Below are 18,031 nucleotides of genomic sequence, written 5' to 3'. Positions count from 1 at the left end.
GGGGGATCATGAGCGAGGAACGCGTCGTCGACCTGCACCTGACCGACGCGAGGATCACGGAGAGCGGCCCGGGCGCGGAGGCCTGGTCCGCCACGATCACCCTGGAACTGCCCGGCGCGCCCCGGGCCGGGAAGCCCGTGCGCGGCGAGACCCGGGGTCTGCGCGGCCTCGTGGGCGCCTTCCGCCGGGACGCCGACGGATCCCGCGCCCTGGGCCGGGCGCTGCGCGACCTGCTGCTCCCGGAAGCCGTGGAGGACGCCCTCTTCGACACCTGCATGAGGGACCTGAGGCCCGACGACCTCCTCGTGGTGCGGCTGCACGCACGCGACGCGGTCTTCGCGGCGTTGCCCTGGGAGCTGACCCGGACCCGATTTCCCCCCACGGGACCGACCGGCCGGGAACGCGAACTGGCGCTCGTCAACCGCGACCACCGCTGTGTGCTGTCCCGGATCGTGGGCTCCGGCACGGCGCCGGGGCCGAAGGAGCCCTTGCGCTCCCTGGTGGTGAGCGCCGCAGGCGTGCATGGGCGGGTGGTCGCCGAGGACGGCAGTGACCTCGGCCGCGTGGACGCCGTCCACGCGGATTCCCTGAAGGACGCGGTCTGGACCGCGTCGAGCGCCGCGGACCAGCTGGGCAGGCTCGGCGCCACCGACGTCATGGAGGAAGCCGACGTCGACCGGTTCGCGCAGGCGCTCGCCGATCGCACGCACATCGTGTGCGTCATCGCCCACGGAGTGGCGCCGGCCCCCCGGACCAGCGGCATCCTTCTCCACCAGCCGGGCAGCGCGTCACCGGACCTGGTGACCGCCGAGAAGCTCGCCGGACTGCTGCGGGAGGCCGAGACCCAGCTCGCGGTCCTCGTGTCCTGCAACACGGCCGGCGGCATGCTGGAGTCCGAGGGCTGGGGGACCACCGCCGAGCAGCTCGTGTCCTCGGGCGTCCCGGCCGTGGTGGCCATGCAGTCGGCGGTCGAGCCGACCACCGGCCACGACTTCCTGTACGGCCTCGTCGAGGAGCTCGGCCGGCACGGCGAGATCCACTCCGCCATGGCCGCCGGCCTCGCCAGGGTCGGCGAGTCCGGCCTGGACGAGTACCTGGGGGTTCCCGCCCTCTACACCGGCCCGAACGGACTGCGTCTCACCGACGCTCCCCCGGCGCAGACGCCCGGTTCGCCCCACGCCTACCCGGCCGAGCAGGGCGGGGAGGGGGACGGGGACGACGCCGACGGTCGGCGCGTGCGGCTCGACGTCGCATGGGGGCTCGACCGGGGCGGCCTGGCCGGCGTCCTGCTCGACCTGCCCGGCAACGATCTGGCGGCGGACCTGAACCAGTGGGAAGAGCAGTGGGACGCCGTCCTGCCGCACGGCTGGCCGCGCCGGCGCTGGTTCCGGACCCGGGCCCGGCAACGCCCCCCGAGCGGCGACGACTGGCAGACGAGAGCGGCGTCACCGGCGCTCTGGCGCGCGTTCCTCGCGGCGTTCCCGGAGGGGGACACGAGGAAGCGGGCGGTCAGCGGCTGGGTCCTCACGTACGACATCCCCGACGGACCCTGGAGCCCCGGCGCCTGGGACACCGTCGTCCAGCACTGGTACAGGCGGCTGGGGCGCACGCCCGGCACCCTGGCCCATCCGGTGATCGTGGTCCTCACCGGACGGGACACCGCCCTGCGGACCACCGGCCCCGGCGCTCTGGCCGCCGTACGGCAGCACCTGCAGGACCACCTGAACGTGCCGGTCACCGCACTGAGCCGGCACCGCCCGGGCCAGGAACCGTCGGCCGGACCGTCGGCGGCCGAGCTGGAGCTCGTCGGACGGCCCGAGGGCTGGCCGGTGACGGAACAGGGCCTGAGGGACCTGCGCGGCACCGCGCCGGCCGCGTTCCGGCGGATCCTGGAACGTCTGGCCTCCGACGCGTCCGCGCCCGGCCGTTGGGCGGCCCTGGCCGTCGCCGCCGACTACGACGAGGACGTACGCACCTGGGTCCGGGCCGCTTCCACCGCCGGAGCACCCCTGCCCACTCCTTTCGGACTGCCCTTGTCCGTCCGGCGCGCCCAGGCCGACGCGATCGCGCTGGCCCTGCTGTGGTCGCACTCCGGCCGAGCGGTCGACCTCGCGGGGTGGGACGCTCCGCTGCTCAGCCCGCCGGTCGCGGCCCTGCTGAGCCAGTACCGCACCGTCGCGTGGGCGGGTCGGCGGCCCGCCCCCGCCGAGGTGGCACGCTGGCTGGCCGGCCACCCGGCGAGCGCCCCGGCAGCGCGGCGCGCGGGCCTCGACTGGCCCGCCTCCGAAGCGCTGCGCCTGCTGCCGCCGACGGCGGCGCCCTGGCCCCTGCTCCGCACCACCGGGGCCGACGCCGAGACGCTGAGGATCCTGCTCGCGCTGCCGGTGGACCAGCGCCACGCGCTGGGCCTGATGCCCGAGACGGGCGACTCGTCACCACCGGGATTCGACGAGGGGCAGCGCGCCGAGCGGATCCGCGAGCAGCTCGGCCTGCAACCGACGACACACCACTGTTCTTCCCCCAGCGAGGCAACACGATGATCGACGACTGGTACTTCTGCTCGGCCATGCGGGACACCGCTCAGGCCACGCACTCCTATCTGGCGGTGCTCGACGTGCTCGACGCCCCCGGCGGATTACCCGGCATGCTTCCGGACGCCCTCACGATGCTCGGGCGCTGCGAGCGCTGGACGGCACTGCACGTGGCGCCCCGTCTGCTGCGGCTGGCCGGTGCGGGCGGCGACAGCGCCGACCGCTGTCTCGACCAGCTGCTGGAGACCCTGCGGGACACGGTGGAGGGGGGCGCCGTCGCCAGACCGCTCGGCGCCCTGCTGCGGGCCTGCGCGCGGGAGGACCCCTCCGGTGCGGTGGCCGCGCTCCGCCACGCCGTCACGGCGTGGAACGAGCACGCGGCGCCGCGGCCGACCACGGAGCCCTTCCGCGAGTTGACGCGGTACGCGCAGGAGTCGCTCCTGCTGGCCGCGACGGCCCACCTGGCCGCCCGGCCCGAGACCGCCGACGATCTGCGGACGGAACTGCGCGGCGACGGCTCGGTGCTGGAGGACCTCACGAGGCGGGCCCTCAGACAGGAGTACGGACGGCTTCCCTTCCTGCTGGCGTTGCGCGCCCGCGGCGAGGTCGCCCCGGGAGCGGCCGAGCGGGAAGAGCTGCTGCGGATGGTGTGCGATCCGGGGATCGGCCATGTCCACCTGGAACCCGACCTGATGGCCGCCGCGGCCCGGCTGCTGCACCCCGGTGGCCGTGACGGCACGGCCGGGCGGGTGGCCGGCCTCGACCGGGACGCCGTCACCCTCGACGGACTGCGCCGTCTGTGCCGCACCTGGGACGAGAGGGCCTCCGGCGTCCCGGAGCGGCGCGTCCTGGACCGGCTCGGGATCGCGGCCGAGACGGCTCCGCAGGCGCTGTCCCCCGTCCTGTGGCAGCAGACCCTGTGGGACATGGCGGCGGCCACGGACCCGGCGGCCGCGGCCGCTCTCCTGGTGAAGCGGTGGGCCGCGCCGGGGGGCCGCCCGGAGTACCCGGTGCGGTTCCTCGGCCCGGTGGAGCAGCGCGAGGTGCGCCGTTGGGGCGATCAGCTGACCGCGCTGTGGCAACTGCGCACCGGCTCCCGTCCGGTGGTCACGGACGGCACCGAGGCGGTCCCGGTGCAACTGGTGCGCACGGCGCGGTCGGACGAGCTGAGGACGTTCTGGCCGTCCGTCTGGGCCTTCTCGCCCTGGGTGGACCGGGTGCGGACCGGCTGGGCGCCGACGAAGGCCCCGGGCGACACCTTCCCCACGGCGTCGGACCCGGTGGTGCTCCTGCGGCTGCTGTCGGCCGTCCGCACGGCCGTACGGCTGATGCGCCACGGCGGTGAGGCGGCACACCCGCTCGCCGATCTCGTCCTGCACGGCACGGAAGTCCTCTCCGAGGGCGCACGCGGGCACCACATCACCGGTGTGACCCATGGCACCGAGCAGGCGCCGGACTCCCCGCTGCCCCCGGTCCTCGTCCCGCTGGCGTACGCCGCCCACCGCACCGGCATGTACGCGCTGCGGGGCGTCTACCCGGAGCTGCATCCCGAGGTGTTCGCCCGGCGTGCCGTCACCGTGGCCAGGGGCGGACCGAACCAGCGCGTCTACCGGCAGGCCAAGCTGCTCCACGACAGCGGGGGCGCGCTGCACGTGCTCGTCCAGGCGGTGCTGGACGCGCTCTCGGGCTACGGGGGGCCGCAGGACGACGCTCCGCAGAGCCGCTGGTTCCACGGTGAACCGCCGCTGGCCGAACCGGTGTTGCGCCAGGCGGCGCACGGCCTCGACACACGGCTCCACCGCCGGGAGGTCGGCAACGCGAACCTGCTGCTGCGCCTGGTGCTCGAGCAGGACGTCTCGGGCCGCCGGCTGGCCGAGACCCGCGACACGACCGGCACGCCCACCTTCCAGGAACTCCTGCTGGTGCAGCCGGGAGAACTCGACTCCCCGCGCGAGGTGACCCGGTTCGCGGCGTGGGTGCGCAAGTCCCATCGCGTTCCCGAACCGCTGTCCTGGGCGTCCGCCCGACTGCTGCACGCCCTGTCCAAGACGCGGGACGGCAGCGCGGACAGCGCCGTGCCGGAACTCGTCGACGCCTGGATCCAGGTGATCGACCAGGTCGGCGCCACCAAGGAACTCCCCCGGCTGGGGCGCTGGTTCATGCTCCAGTTGCTCGACGTGGTCCGGGTCGACGGGGAGCACGAGTCCCGTCTGCTCGACAAGTTCCTGGACGTGTTCACCGAGTTCGGTCTGAGCACCCCCATGGACCTGCGGCTCCTGTTCCACCGGCTCGTCCACGCGGAGCTCCCCGAGCAGACCGCCACCCGCCTGCGGGCGCGGCTGCTGAGCCTGTCGTACGACGGCCGGCTGGTCGGGCTCCACGGCCTGCGCACGGCTCGCGACGCCTGGGACCTGGAGATGCTGCGGACCACCGAGCTGTCGCTGGAACGCCAGCTCAACTGGCTGGTGCGCAAGCTGACACGGGACGACAGTCCGGAGGCCGGGAGCAACCGCGCGTTCGTCGAGTACTCCTGGCAGGCGTCCGTCCTGACCTCGGCGCTGCGTTCCACGCCGCTGCCGCTCGACGGATCGGCGCACCCCGCCTCCGCGGCCGCGGCGCAGCAACCGCCGGATCCCCGCTCGGTGATGGCCGTGTTCTCCTACGAGACCTCGCACCAGGCCGTGTTCCACTGGCTGCCGGTCGAACCGGAGGCGCACGGAGCGGTGGACCTGTTCCGGGAACCGCACCGCCGTAAGGACGTTGTCGAGCAGGCCGGTCGGCGCACGTTCCCGAGCCTCGCGGCCGTGGTGTGCGGAAGCACCGACGGAGGCCGGCGGCTGCTGGTCAACTGCGGCCTGGGAGAGCCGCTGGAGGCCCCGCCCTGTGCCGGTGCCGGCCTCGGTGACCCGGTCGTCGTCGTCCTCGAACCCGACCGCGATCGCGAGTCGTTGCCGGTGGGAGTCAAGGAGACACGGAGGATGCCGGTCGGATTCCTGCCGGGTGACGTCCGGCGCGTGCAGGTCGCTCCGAACGCGGACAAGGGCGTCGCGGACGTCACGCCGGACGGGCTGCCGCCCGGGGGCGAGCCGCACAGCGGCCCCTTGGCCGAGTGGGACCCCGACCTGTCCCAGCCGTTCGCCGGCAGTGCTCCCCTGCTCACCGTGGGCCGCTACGAGAAGGACGGCTGGCACCCGGTCGACCGGGGGTTCACCGAGTTGCTCGCGACACGGCTGCCCTACGACAACGGCACGGTCGCCGTCCTGACGCTGCTGGAGCGGACCAGCACCAGGGCGGGCACGGCCTGGCGGTTCGGACTGGAACCCGGGCGGACGTTCCTGTTGCCCGAGCGGTTCTGGGACCCGGTCGCCGCCGAGCGGCTGCGCGCCGAGGCCGCCGAGTGGGAGGAGCCGGCCGGACTGCGCTGCTGGGTACGGCTGACCGACGACGAGCACGACGGCCCCTCGCTCACGCTGACCGACCCGCCCGCCGACGTCCCCCCGCAGGAGTGGCCCGGCGCCGCCACCGACGGGATCGACCGGCGCAACCCGCGCTGGCGGGAGCTGTGCGCCTCCGGCACGGTCGACGCCGTCCGGAAGGGCACCCGGTGGTACGTCGAGCACGACATCCCCGGCTTCCCGCCGGTCGTCGTCGAGGACATGCCTCCCCTGGTCCAGGACACCGCCCAGCAGGCGATCACCGGCTGGGACGAGAGGGCGCTGCGCACGGCCAGGGTGAGCGCCGAGGCGAGCCGGCACGCCGGCGACGAGGAGCCCGGCCTGGAGGAGTTCCTCCGCCTCTACGACCTCCCCAGGAACGCCGTCGTCCGGCTGGGCGCCGGGATGAATCCGCGCCACGGCACTCTGCGGGCGTGGACGAAGCAGGGCAATGTCGAGGTGGCCGTGGAGGCGCAGTCGGTGATGCTGCGGCCGGGGAAGGAGACCGATCGCTGGACGGCCGCGGTGAGGAACCGGTCGGCCCTGATCACGGGGGTCTCCGTGCGCAACACGCCGCGCGGCACGGCGAAGAAGCCCGTGCCCGATGCCGAGTTGCTCTCCCATGTGGCGCAGCACGAGCGGGCGGGAATCGCTCAGCGGCTCGCCCGGATGGACTACACCACGGCGATCCTGCGCTCGGCGCCGGCGGACGGTTCCGGTCATGCGCCCCGGGTGTGGCTGCGGGTGGGCGACCGGATCATCGACCTCCATGTGCCCTGGTCCGCCTTCACCGCTCCCACGCAGCGCAGCGGGGACCAGGTGCTGGCCTTCCGGTCCGCACAGGGCTGGAGTTTCACGGCGCGCGGCCGGCGCGTCTTCGCCCGCTGCCTGTGGCGGCTGGAACAGCGGGAGAGCAACGCAGCCCTGGGCGTCCTCGAAGGGGCCGGGGAGACCCCTCTCAACGTCGCGCACGACCCCAGGCGCGAGGACGTGCTGCTCGCCTGGGCCGGACGGACGAAGCCGGCCGACGCCCGTGCCCCGCACGGGCGGGTCGTCCTGGGGCCGCCCTACGTGGACCCGGCCGACCGGGCCCAGCGGCACCGCGTGGAGGTCCGGCTGCCCGGCGGCCGCTCGATGTGGGGGGTCACCGACACCTGGTACCCGAGCGAGACGGCGTGGCAGGTGGACGGCGTCGCCCTGCACGCCGAGCCGGTGGACCAGGGCGGCCGGACGTCGTGGGACGTCCGGCGGGTCTTCTCGCTCGCGCCGGCCGCGGCGACCGACGAGGGAGCCGATCACGCCGAGGCGTGGCCCGTGGTCACCAGGGAGTCCGGGTGGAGCGCCGCACTGCGGGACGGACACGCGGTGCTCGCCCCGGTGGGGCTCGACGGAGGCCGCCGCACCGTGAGCCTGCCGCCCGTGCCGCTCGTCGCGGGTGAGGGGCCGCACGTCGAAGGCGGACGTTACCGGCCGGAGCGGGCCCATGTGGTCCTGCTGCCGGCTCCCGCCGACGCGCCCGGGGGGCTGCCGTACGTGGCGTCGTACCGGCGGACGCCGCCGGTCGACCTGCGTGCTTTCAAGAATCTGCAGAACATCGTCGAAGGCCGGGAGACCGCCACCTCCCTGTACTTCGTGGGCGCGGTGAGCGCACGGCCCGGACAGGCCCGGGCGGACTGGCTGCTGTTCGAGTGGGGCTTCGGCCGTACCCTCCGCGTGCACCGCGGTGATGTCACGCTCGACGGCCGCCCGCTGCGGTGGGGCAAGGAACTGCCGGTCTTCCACGGTGACCGGGTCACCCTGATCACCCTGACCGCCAGGACGGCACAGCGGGACGGCGGAAAGCACGGCGGTCTCTCGCTGGATCTGCACGGGAGCGGTATCCGCTGGTCCGACGAGCGCTTCCTGCGCGACCAGGCTCACCAGCACGTCCTGCCCCGGCTGACCGTGCGTCTCGACCGGATGGCCCGGACGGCGGACGTGCTCAGTGCTGAGGGCCGGGGCGGGTCCATCGGCGCCGACGAAAGTCCGAACGAGGTGCGCTCGGCGCGTCTGCGGCTGCACCAGGACGATGTCGACGTGCTGCTGAAGCAGTACCCCTCGGGACCCGAGGAGGTGCGGGTGCTCGGCTTCCTCGACACGGACGCCTGGGACGGCTCGGGCGGCCGCGAGGTCACCTTCCGGTACGTGCGGCCCACCCTCCACCGGCGCGACCCGAACGCCATCCGGCCGGGCCAGCACGTCTTCATGTGGGCCGACCGCATCCTGCGCCACCCCAACGACATCACCCTCGACCTCTTCCTGGAACTCGGTCCGAAGAGCGCGCCCCAGCGGATCACGGCCCGGGTGACCCGGCGCGCCTTCGCACACCGGGAGGATCTGCTGCGGCGCATCCTGGAGGAGGACGGCTCGGGTGCCCTGGAAGAGACCTGCTACCTGGTCGAGTTGACCGGGCAGCGCAAGGCGGGGCAGTTCGAGGGCCGGCTCTCCCATGCGCCGACCCGCCCGGCGCGTGCCCTGCGCGGCCATCTCACGCCGCGCAACCCGTCGTGCTTCGCGGTCGTCACCGCCGTCGCGCCCCGGGTGCGGCTGGAACTGCGCGCGGGTGTGTTCGTCGTGCTGGGCACCGCGGATCTGGCGGACTCCGACCACCTCGACGTGGGTGCCGTGGTCCGGGTCACCCGGGCGGACCAGGGCCGTTTCCGGCTCCGTACCGCTCTGCCCGGCGACGCCGCCTACGGGCTCGACGGCCGGGAGGTGGTGGTGTTCCCCAAGAACCAGCTGCTGACCGGGCACACGCCGGACAAGCTGGACCGGACCCAGTTCACGGTGTCGGGGCTGCCCAACGTCCAGTTGCTCGCGCAGCCGTCCGCGGACGACGGGGAGGACCCCCTGGCCGGGATCCGGGAGCTGATGCGGTACCCGCATCCCAAGATCGGACGGATCCGGCGGGAGGACACGCGGTCCTTCGCGGTGCCTTTGGAGCCGGAGGAGTCGTCGGCGCGGTGGCTGTCGATCGACCTCGACACGCTGGAGCCGACCGTGCGGCCGGTCGCCTCGGAGGAGGGGACGGCCGGGACGCCGGTGCCGACCGGCCGGCTCTCGTTCGCGGACCTCGGGATGCGGGCCCTCGGCGAGCGGCACGCGGCGGCGCGCCATGTGCCCCACGACCTCCAGACGGGCCACTGGCCCGACGGGCTGCCGGAGTCCGTGGAGATCGTCCAGTTCGACGGGCGGGAGGGCATCGCGGAGCCCGTGATGACGGCCGGGGACGCGGTCCTGCGGTACCCGCCCGGCGACCTGCGCAGGTTCGCGTTCCCCGCGAACCTGCTGATCGACCGCCGGCGCCGGGGCAGGGCCGCCCTGGGAGCACGGGAGACCGGGGACCGGTACGCGGTGGCCGGTCCTGCGATGTCGTCCGGCCGGGCGTCCGGGCTGTGGCTGGAGCTCTCCCCGGGCAGGCTGGTGGAGGTGCCGGGTGAACTCGCCCACGCGATGACGGCGGGCACCCTCCATCCCCTGGACGGGCTGTGCTGGGCCTTGTTCCGGCCGGGCGACGAGGTCAGCGTGTCCGCCTACCACCGCACCATCAGCGAGCCCGCCTTCGTCGTCCTGCACGACTGGCGGCCGGGGCTGCGGGGCGCGCTGGGCGAGGTGCCCGCCGTGCTGACGGTGCTCGCCGTCGAGCCGGAGTCGGGGACCCTGCGCCTGGGCGGGGCGGACGCCTCCCTGGAGTACCCGGTGACCCGTGCCGGGGCGCGGGAGTACGCCCCGGGGGACACGGTGCGCCTCACTCCCGGCGGCAATGATCTCGTCCGGTGCGCGGACGGTGTCCCCGCACGGCCCGGCGATGCCGTGCTGCTGAGCGCGGCCGACGACGGAACCCTGTACGTGCACGGCATGCCCGGGCGCCCCGTGGTGCCCGCCGAGGAGGGCTGGGCGGATGACGCCTGGCTGCGCCGGGAGCTGCAGGCGGGTCCGGAGGCGGCTCACGCGGTGCTGTCCGCGGTCGGCGGCGCCCTGCCGGTGACCGTCGAGTCGCTGGAGTCCGACGGCGGACTGCGGGTGTCCCGGGCCGCCCAGCCGCGCCTGCCCGGTGACGCCCCGTGGGAGACCCTGGCGCGGGTGACGGGCCGGCTGGCCGACGGCCGGCTCCTGCTGCGCTGCGGCGGGGCCCTCCTCCCCGCGCGGGCCGGTGACCTCGTACCCGGGCTTCCCGAAGGGGCCGCCGACGCGGTGGCGGCGGTCCTCATGGCCGAGGCCCCGGACGACGCCATGGGCGGCGCTCTGTGGCTGCGCCGGACGGAGAGCGGAGGCCTGTGCACCGGGCTGCCGGTGCCGCAACGGTCCGAACGTCAGGTGCTCCCGCTCGCCGCGGTGCACGGTGACGGGACCGGTGCCGAGGGAGCGGGTCTGCTGTGCCGGGAGGAGGACTCCAGGGCGCTGCGCTGGATGCCCGCGGAGCACGCCGCCTGGGCACGGCTGACGGGGAGGCAGCTGGACGAGGCGCTGGTCGTCCCGGAGGTTCCGCTGCGGGTCGCGGTCCTGGGGGACGGACGGGTCTCGGCGGCGGCCTCGCCGTCGGCGCTCGGTCACTTCGGACGGCTCGGGATCGGCGATCCGGTGCGGCTGGTGGTGCTCGGCGGTGCAGCCCCGATGGAACCGCACGGCCGCCGGCGCTACCTGGCCCGGCTGGAGAGCAGCGACATGCTGGTGACGTTCTCCAGCGAGGCGTCGAACCACGGGGACGGCGAACGGCTCGTCGCCGAGGTGGACCGGCTGACGCGCGGCCCCCGGGGGACGGCCCTGGTACGCACCGTCCCGCGGGGTAAGCGGGACACGATCCCGGACCTGCCGAGCGTCGTCACCCAGGGTCGCGCGGTCCGTGAGACCGTACGGCGGCGCTTCGCGGACTACCGGGAGCTGTGCGCCGATCCGGAGCTGGAGATCACGGAAGGCCGCGCGGCCGACCCGGTCGACGTGCGGGTGGTGAGGGCCGCCTGGGAGCACGTCGCGGCGGGGAACGCGGGGCAGCCCTCGCCGGAGGCGTCCGAGGCGCTGGAGCAGTGGCTGGGGTCGCGCGCCAGCGATGAGGGGCGGGCCGGGGAGGTGGACCTCGTTCCCCTTCTCGGCGCGACCCTGCTGGCGGCGGGGACCCCCGATCCGGAGCACGAGCGGATCGCCGTGGGCCTCGCACGCCAGGCCGGTGAGCGGGCCCTGCGAGCCGTTCACGTCGATCCGATGCTCGACACCTGGCTCAGCGGCAGGGGCCCCCGGCAGGGCGTGTGGGGGCGCCTCACCCGGCTGAGCCTCCGTCCGCTGCTGAATCCACGGCATCTCGCCGAGCTGGTCACCTTCGGCCGGGGGCGGCTCTACCGGGCGGCCGTGGAACGGGAACCGGAGCTCCACCTCATCGCTCTGGGGCTCCTGGCCTCGGTGGGAGAGCCCGTGGCGCTCGATCCGCTCTTCGTGGCACCGGGCCCGCTGACCGGACTCGCGGCCCTGAGCCGTGCCCTGGTGCCTCCGCGGGACCGGCGGGATGCCCAGGACCGGCTTCACCCGGGCCAGATCGCCTTCCTCGCGTCGGCGTTCGACGCGGCCGTGCGGGCCGCGTCTCCGGCGGTCCTGCCGGCCCCGCTGACGTACCCCTCGGCCGGGTCGTCGACCGCCTGACCGGATGGCGGGGGGCCGTCCGCCGCGCGGACGGCCCCTCCCCCCTCGTGGCTTGCGAAGACGCGGGGTCGCACGTGTGGCCCGGGGGCCTGCCCGGCCCGCCGGGGGCGCCTGACCGGCGCGGAAACGGTTCGCGGGTCGGGGCGGCGCTCTGCTTGGCTCGCTCCATGACTGATCTTCGGACACGGGCCGCGACGCCCGACGACCTGGACACCGTCCTCGCCTTCTGGAAGACCGCCGCCGAGGGCACGAGCATCAGCGACGACCGCGCCGGCGTGGAGCGGCTGGTCGGCCGGGACCCCGAGGCGCTGATCCTGGCCGAGCGCGGCGGCGAGCTGGTGGGCACCGTGATCGCCGGGTTCGACGGGTGGCGGTGCCATCTGTACCGGCTGGCGGTGCACCCGGACCGGCGCCGGCAGGGCGTCGGATCGGCGCTGCTGGCCGCCGCCGAGGAGAGGTTCGTGCGGCTGGGCGGGCGGCGCGGGGACGCGATGGTGCTCACCCGGAACGAGACGGCGCATCATGCCTGGCGCGCGGCGGGGTACGCGCCGGAGGAGAGGTGGCGGCGGTGGGTGAAGCCGCTCGTCGGCTGACCGGCGTCCGCCACCGGCCCGGGACACTTTGCTGATCCTTTACCATTGGGGGACCGTGCGAGACCGTACGGTCCCCCTGCGAGTCATCGAAAGGTGTGAGCGTCCGCCCATGGGCGAGCCTCCCAGTAGCCGCGCGCGACATCGCGCGATCCTCCCTGCCCTGCCGGACCATGGGACGGAGGTGAACCGATGACGGAAGTGCTCCTGCTGCTGGTGGCGATCCTGCTGTCGATCGCCTGCGGCGCCTTCGTGGCCGCGGAGTTCTCGCTGACCACGGTCGAGCGCAGCGAGCTGGAGCGGGCGGCTGAGCGCGGCGAGCGGGGCGCCGCCGGCGCGCTCAAGGCCGTACGGAACCTCACCTTCCAGCTCTCCGGTGCCCAGCTCGGCATCACCGTCACCAACCTGGTGGTCGGCATGCTCGCCGAGCCGTCGATCGCCAAGCTCATCGCGGGGCCGCTGGAGGCCTTGGGGCTGTCGGGCTCGGCGTCGAGTTCGGTCGCGCTGGTGCTGGGCACGGCGCTGTCGACGGTCTTCCTGATGGTGGTCGGCGAACTGGTGCCGAAGAACTGGGCGATCTCCTCGCCGCTGCCGGTGGCCAAGAGCGTGGGCAACGCCCAGCGCTGGTTCAGCGCCGCCTTCCGGCCCTTCATCACCCATCTCAACAACACCGCGAACCGGGTGGTGCGCCGCCTCGGCGTGGAGCCGACCGAGGAGCTGGCCGCCGCGCGCGGCCCGCAGGAACTGGCGGCCCTGGCCCGGCACTCCGCCCGGGAGGGCGCCCTGGAGGCGGACACCGCCGAGCTGTTCGTGCGCACCCTGAACCTGGCCGACCTGACCGCGGAGAACGTGATGACCCCGCGCGTCCAGGTCATCTCCCTCGACGCCCTGGCGACCTGCGAGGACGTGGCGAACGCGACCCGGGCGACGGGACTGTCCCGCTTCCCCGTGCACCGCGGCACCCTCGACGCGGTGGTGGGCACCGCGCACATCAAGGACGCCCTGGCGGTCCCGGCCGAGCGCCGCGCGCGGGTGCCCGTGTCGGAGATCATGCGCGAGCCGCTGCTCGTGCCCGAGTCGCTGACCGTGGACCGGCTCCTGGACCGGCTGTCCGGCAAGCGGACGATGGCCGTGGTCATCGACGAGTACGGCGGTACGGCCGGGGTGGCCACCCTGGAGGACATCGTCGAGGAGGTCGTCGGCGAGGTCCGCGACGAGCACGACCCGCACGAGACGCCGGACCTGGCCCCCGCGGGCACCGACGACCACGGCCGCGCCCTGTACTCGGCCGACGGCGCCGCCAGGATGGACCAGCTCGCGGGCGTGGGCCTGCACGCGCCCGAAGGGCCGTACGAGACGCTGGCCGGCCTCGTCGCCACCGAGCTGGGCCGCATACCGGCCGTCGGTGACGGCGTCGAGGTCGCCGGCTGGCACATGGACGTGGTCGACGCCTCCGGCCGCCGCGCCGCACGCGTGCTGCTGCACGCGCCGCTCGTCGAGGACCACGTGGAAGGGGCGGACCAGTGACCGCCGTGCAGCTGCTGATCGGCCTGGCGACCCTCGTCGTCAACGCGTTCTTCGTCGGCGCGGAGTTCGCGCTGATCTCCGTACGCCGTTCCCAGATCGAGCCGTACGCCGAGCAGGGCGACCGGCGCGCCAGGAGCGTGCTGTGGGGCCTGCAGCACGTGTCCGCGCTGATGGCGGCCGCGCAGCTCGGCATCACGCTGTGCACGCTGGTCCTCGGCGTCGTCGCCGAACCGGCGATCGCGCACCTGCTGGAGCCGGTGTTCCACGCGATCGGCGTGCCCGAGGGCGCGGGGCACGCCGTGTCCTTCGTGATCGCGCTGGCGCTGGCCACCTACCTGCACATGCTCCTCGGTGAGATGGTCCCGAAGAACATCGCGCTGGCGGAGCCGGTGCGCAGCGCGCTGCTGCTCGGGCCGCCGCTGGTCGCGCTGTCCCGGGCGCTGCGCCCGGTGATCTTCGCGATCAACGCGTTCGCCAACGGTCTGCTGAAGCTGCTGCGGATCGAGACCAAGGACGAGGTCACCGCGGCCTTCTCCGACGCCCAGCTCGCCCAGATCGTCAGGGACGCCGGAGAGGCGGGGCTCATCGACGACCGCGCCCAGGAGCGGCTGCACGACGCCCTGGAGCTGGGCCGCCGTCCGGTGCGGGACGTCGTACTCCCGCTGGAGCGTGTCGTCTACGCGCGCGTGGGCGTCACACCGGAGGAGCTGGAGGGGCTGGCGGCCCGGTCGGGGTTCTCCCGTTTCCCCGTGGTGGACGAGGGGCGCCGGATCGTCGGATACCTGCACGTGAAGGACGCGCTGGACGCCTCGCCGCAGGACGTTCCGTTCCAGCCGCGGGACATGCGGGCGATCGCTCGCGTACGGGAGGCGACACCCCTGGACGACGTCCTCACCGCGATGCGGGGCAGCCGTACCCACCTGGCGGCCGTACTCGGCTCCGACGGACGGCTGGCCGGGCTGGTGACGATGGAGGACGTGCTGCGGGAACTGTTCGGACAGCGGGCGTAGCCGGGCGGAGGGCGAATCGCGGCTGTCGGCGCAGTCCGGCAGCGGGGCGGTGGGGCCGTGGGGGTGGCCTTCGGGGCCCCCGCCGCCCCGGCGTCTCCCGGACGGAGACCGACCGACCGCCGGGTATGGGACTCGGGCTACCATCGGTGGCGCCATGCAGAAGAACCCCACACACACCAGCCTGGTCGCGGTCGGCGACTCCTTCACCGAGGGCATGTCGGACCTGCTGCCCGACGGAACCTACCGGGGGTGGGCCGACCTCCTGGCGAGCCGGATGGCCGCCCGCACACCCGGCTTCCGGTACGCCAACCTGGCGGTGCGCGGCAAGCTGATCGGGCAGATCGTCGAGGAACAGGTGGACGTGGCGGCCGCGATGGGGGCCGACGTGATCACCCTGGTCGGCGGCCTGAACGACACCCTGCGCCCGAAGTGCGACATGGCCCGGGTCAAGGACCTGCTCACGGAGGCCGTCGAGCGGCTGGCCCCCTCCTGCAAGCAACTGGTGCTGATGCGCAGTCCGGGGCGCCAGGGCCCGGTCCTGGAGCGGTTCCGGCCGCGTATGGAGGAGCTGTTCACCTGCGTCGACGAGCTCGCCGAGCGCCACGGCGCCCTCGTCGTCGACCTGTACGGCGCCCCCTCGCTCGGCGACCCGCGCCTGTGGGACGTGGACCGGCTGCACCTGAGTCCCGAGGGACACCGCCGGGTCGCCGAGGCGGTCTGGCAGTCGCTCGGTTACGACCCCGAGGACGCCGACTGGCACACGCCGATGCCGGCGACGCCGCCGCCCGGCTGGGCCGCCCGCCGCGTGGCGGACGCCCGCTTCGCCCGGCGGCATCTGCTCCCTTGGATCGGCCGCCGCCTGACCGGCCGCTCCTCCGGCGACGGCCGCCCGCCGAAGCGGCCCGAACTGCTGCCGTACGAGGGCCCGGCGTAGGCGGCGCTCGTGACCACGCGGGTGATCGGCCTCCGGGGCCGGAGCCACGCGCTCGGCGGCTGGGACTCCCCCGGCACCCGCTGTACGACCCGCGGGTGGCGGCGCTGCGGGAGGACCCTGGCCTGCTGGTGCGCGCCCGAGCCGTGCCACGCCGACGTGCCGGCGGAACGCGCCGACTCCGCGAGGGCCTGTCGTTCGGATCAGGGCGCAGACGCGCGTGCCGGACCCCGCGTCTGCGGCGTGATCCGAACGACATGCCCCTGGGTGACGCGCGTCTCGTAGGTTCCGCCGAACGGGACGGTGGCGCTGGCCTGCACGAATCGCCAGTAGAATCCGTACACGTGACTTCCGCTCCCGCCAAGCCCCGCATCCCGAACGTCCTCGCCGGACGCTACGCCTCCGCCGAGCTCGCCACGCTCTGGTCGCCCGAGCACAAGGTGAAGCTGGAGCGTCAGCTCTGGCTCGCCGTGCTGCGTGCCCAGAAGGACCTCGGGATCGAGGTGCCGGACGCGGCGATCGCCGACTACGAGCGTGTCCTGGACACCGTCGACCTGGCCTCCGTCGCCGAGCGCGAGAAGGTCACGCGGCACGACGTGAAGGCGCGGATCGAGGAGTTCAACGACCTCGCCGGGCACGAGCAGGTCCACAAGGGCATGACGTCCCGCGACCTGACGGAGAACGTCGAGCAGCTGCAGATCCGCCTCTCCCTGGAGCTGGTCCGCGACCGTACGGTGGCCGTGCTGGCGCGGCTGGGCAAGCTGGCGGGCGAGTACGGCGAGCTGGTCATGGCCGGCCGGTCGCACAACGTGGCCGCGCAGGCCACCACCCTCGGCAAGCGCTTCGCGACCGCCGCCGACGAACTGCTCGTGGCGTACGGCCGGGTCGAGGAGCTGCTCGGCCGCTACCCGCTGCGCGGCATCAAGGGTCCCGTCGGCACCGCCCAGGACATGCTCGACCTGCTCGGCGGTGACGCGGGCAAACTGGCCGAGCTGGAGGACCGGATCGCGGCGCACCTGGGCTTCTCGCAGGCGTTCACGTCCGTCGGCCAGGTCTACCCGCGCTCGCTGGACTACGAGGTCGTGACGGCGCTGGTGCAGCTCGCGGCGGCCCCCTCCTCGCTGGCGAAGACGATCCGGCTGATGGCCGGGCACGAGCTGGTGACCGAGGGCTTCAAGCCCGGCCAGGTCGGCTCCTCGGCGATGCCGCACAAGATGAACACCCGCTCCTGCGAGCGCGTCAACGGCCTGATGGTGATCCTGCGCGGTTACGCGTCGATGACCGGCGAGCTGGCGGGCGACCAGTGGAACGAGGGTGACGTGTCCTGCTCGGTGGTGCGCCGGGTGGCCCTGCCGGACGCCTTCTTCGCGCTGGACGGTCTGCTGGAGACGTTCCTGACGGTGCTCGACGAGTTCGGCGCCTTCCCGGCGGTCGTGGCCCGGGAGCTGGACCGCTACCTGCCGTTCCTCGCCACCACCAAGGTGCTGATGGGCGCGGTGCGCGCGGGCGTGGGCCGCGAGGTCGCGCACGAGGCGATCAAGGAGAACGCCGTCGCCTCCGCCCTCGCTATGCGCGAGCAGGGTGCCGAGCGCAACGCACTGCTGGACAAGCTGGCCGCCGACGAGCGTCTGCCGCTCGACCGCGCCCAGCTCGACGCCCTGATGGCCGACAAGCTGTCCTTCACGGGCGCCGCGGCCGCGCAGGTGGCGACGGTCGTCGGCCGCATCGAGGAGATCGTGAAGCAGCGTCCGGAGGCCGCCGGTTACGCCCCCGGAGCGATCCTCTGACGCGTTTCACCCAGGCCGAGCTGGAGGCCGCCCGCGACCGTCTGGTACCGGACGTCGTCGCGGGCGGTCTGCGCGTGCTGTTCTGCGGCATCAACCCGGGACTGATGACGGCGGCGACCGGCCACCACTTCGCCCGCCCGGGCAACCGCTTCTGGCCGGTCCTGCATCTCTCCGGTTTCACACCGAGGCTGCTGAAGCCGGCGGAGCAGGGAGAACTGCTCGCGTACGGGCTGGGCATCACGAATGTGGTGGCGCGGGCGACCGCCCGGGCCGACGAGCTGAGCGCCGACGAATACCGCGAGGGCGGCCGCCTGCTGGCGGAGAAGGTGCGGCTGCTCGGGCCCCGCTGGCTGGCGGTGGTCGGCGTGACCGCCTACCGGGCCGCCTTCGACGACCGCAGGGCCGCGGTGGGTCCGCAGGAGCGGGTCATCGGGGACACGCGGGTGTGGGTACTGCCGAACCCGAGCGGTCTCAACGCCCACTGGACGGCCGCGACGATGGCGGAGGAGTTCGCCCGGCTGCGGGTGGCGGCGGACGGCTGATCCGGGCCG

The 18,031-nt window shown here is 74.2% G+C and carries 8 protein-coding genes; all 8 read left to right on the top strand.

Translation table 11 applies throughout. From position 1 onward, the window contains the following. The first annotated feature begins 8 nt into the window (after positions 1-8). The 8 genes from ACFY2L_RS23390 to mug all read left to right on the top strand — a co-directional run bounded on the left by ACFY2L_RS23390 (position 9) and on the right by mug (position 18,022). The gene (locus tag ACFY2L_RS23390; RefSeq protein ID WP_390823265.1) at positions 9-2,540 is read left to right on the top strand and encodes a CHAT domain-containing protein; all 2,532 of its coding nucleotides are present in this window, start codon (positions 9-11) and stop codon (positions 2,538-2,540) included. Continuing rightward, complete coding sequence (locus tag ACFY2L_RS23385; RefSeq protein ID WP_390823264.1) at positions 2,537-11,635, top strand: hypothetical protein; 9,099 nt, start codon at positions 2,537-2,539, stop codon at positions 11,633-11,635. The genes ACFY2L_RS23390 and ACFY2L_RS23385 overlap by 4 nt, the downstream gene beginning before the upstream one ends. Before the next feature lie 167 nt (positions 11,636-11,802). Continuing rightward, positions 11,803-12,228, top strand: coding sequence for a GNAT family N-acetyltransferase (locus tag ACFY2L_RS23380; protein WP_390657270.1), 426 nt, complete (start codon positions 11,803-11,805; stop codon positions 12,226-12,228). Positions 12,229-12,417: 189 nt separating this feature from the next. Beyond that, positions 12,418-13,752: a hemolysin family protein gene (locus ACFY2L_RS23375; RefSeq protein ID WP_390657269.1), complete on the top strand. Its 1,335-nt coding sequence runs from the start codon at positions 12,418-12,420 to the stop codon at positions 13,750-13,752. Next, positions 13,749-14,762: a hemolysin family protein gene (locus ACFY2L_RS23370; protein WP_390657268.1), complete on the top strand. Its 1,014-nt coding sequence runs from the start codon at positions 13,749-13,751 to the stop codon at positions 14,760-14,762. Before ACFY2L_RS23375 ends, ACFY2L_RS23370 begins: the two co-directional genes overlap by 4 nt. A 154-nt stretch (positions 14,763-14,916) precedes the next feature. Next, positions 14,917-15,696 (top strand): SGNH/GDSL hydrolase family protein, encoded by a 780-nt coding sequence (locus tag ACFY2L_RS23365; RefSeq protein ID WP_390657267.1) that lies wholly within the window; start codon positions 14,917-14,919, stop codon positions 15,694-15,696. Positions 15,697-16,037: 341 nt separating this feature from the next. Continuing rightward, positions 16,038-17,480, top strand: coding sequence for an adenylosuccinate lyase (gene purB / locus ACFY2L_RS23360; RefSeq protein WP_390823263.1), 1,443 nt, complete (start codon positions 16,038-16,040; stop codon positions 17,478-17,480). Continuing rightward, positions 17,477-18,022, top strand: coding sequence for a G/U mismatch-specific DNA glycosylase (gene mug, locus ACFY2L_RS23355; RefSeq protein WP_390657879.1), 546 nt, complete (start codon positions 17,477-17,479; stop codon positions 18,020-18,022). The genes purB and mug overlap by 4 nt, the downstream gene beginning before the upstream one ends. Positions 18,023-18,031 lie beyond the last annotated feature (9 nt).

This window comes from Streptomyces sp. NPDC001381, assembly GCF_042895685.1.
In the GTDB taxonomy this organism is placed as follows: domain Bacteria; phylum Actinomycetota; class Actinomycetes; order Streptomycetales; family Streptomycetaceae; genus Streptomyces.
Note: the sequence above shows the minus strand (reverse complement) of the source record. Positions and strands in the feature narration are given on the sequence as shown.

Coding starts and splice junctions, on each gene's coding strand:
- ACFY2L_RS23375 (WP_390657269.1), top strand. CDS start 12,418: ATGACGGAAGTGCTCCTGCTGCTGGTGGCGATCCTGCTGTCGATCGCC.
- ACFY2L_RS23385 (WP_390823264.1), top strand. CDS start 2,537: ATGATCGACGACTGGTACTTCTGCTCGGCCATGCGGGACACCGCTCAG.
- ACFY2L_RS23365 (WP_390657267.1), top strand. CDS start 14,917: ATGCAGAAGAACCCCACACACACCAGCCTGGTCGCGGTCGGCGACTCC.
- ACFY2L_RS23380 (WP_390657270.1), top strand. CDS start 11,803: ATGACTGATCTTCGGACACGGGCCGCGACGCCCGACGACCTGGACACC.
- ACFY2L_RS23390 (WP_390823265.1), top strand. CDS start 9: ATGAGCGAGGAACGCGTCGTCGACCTGCACCTGACCGACGCGAGGATC.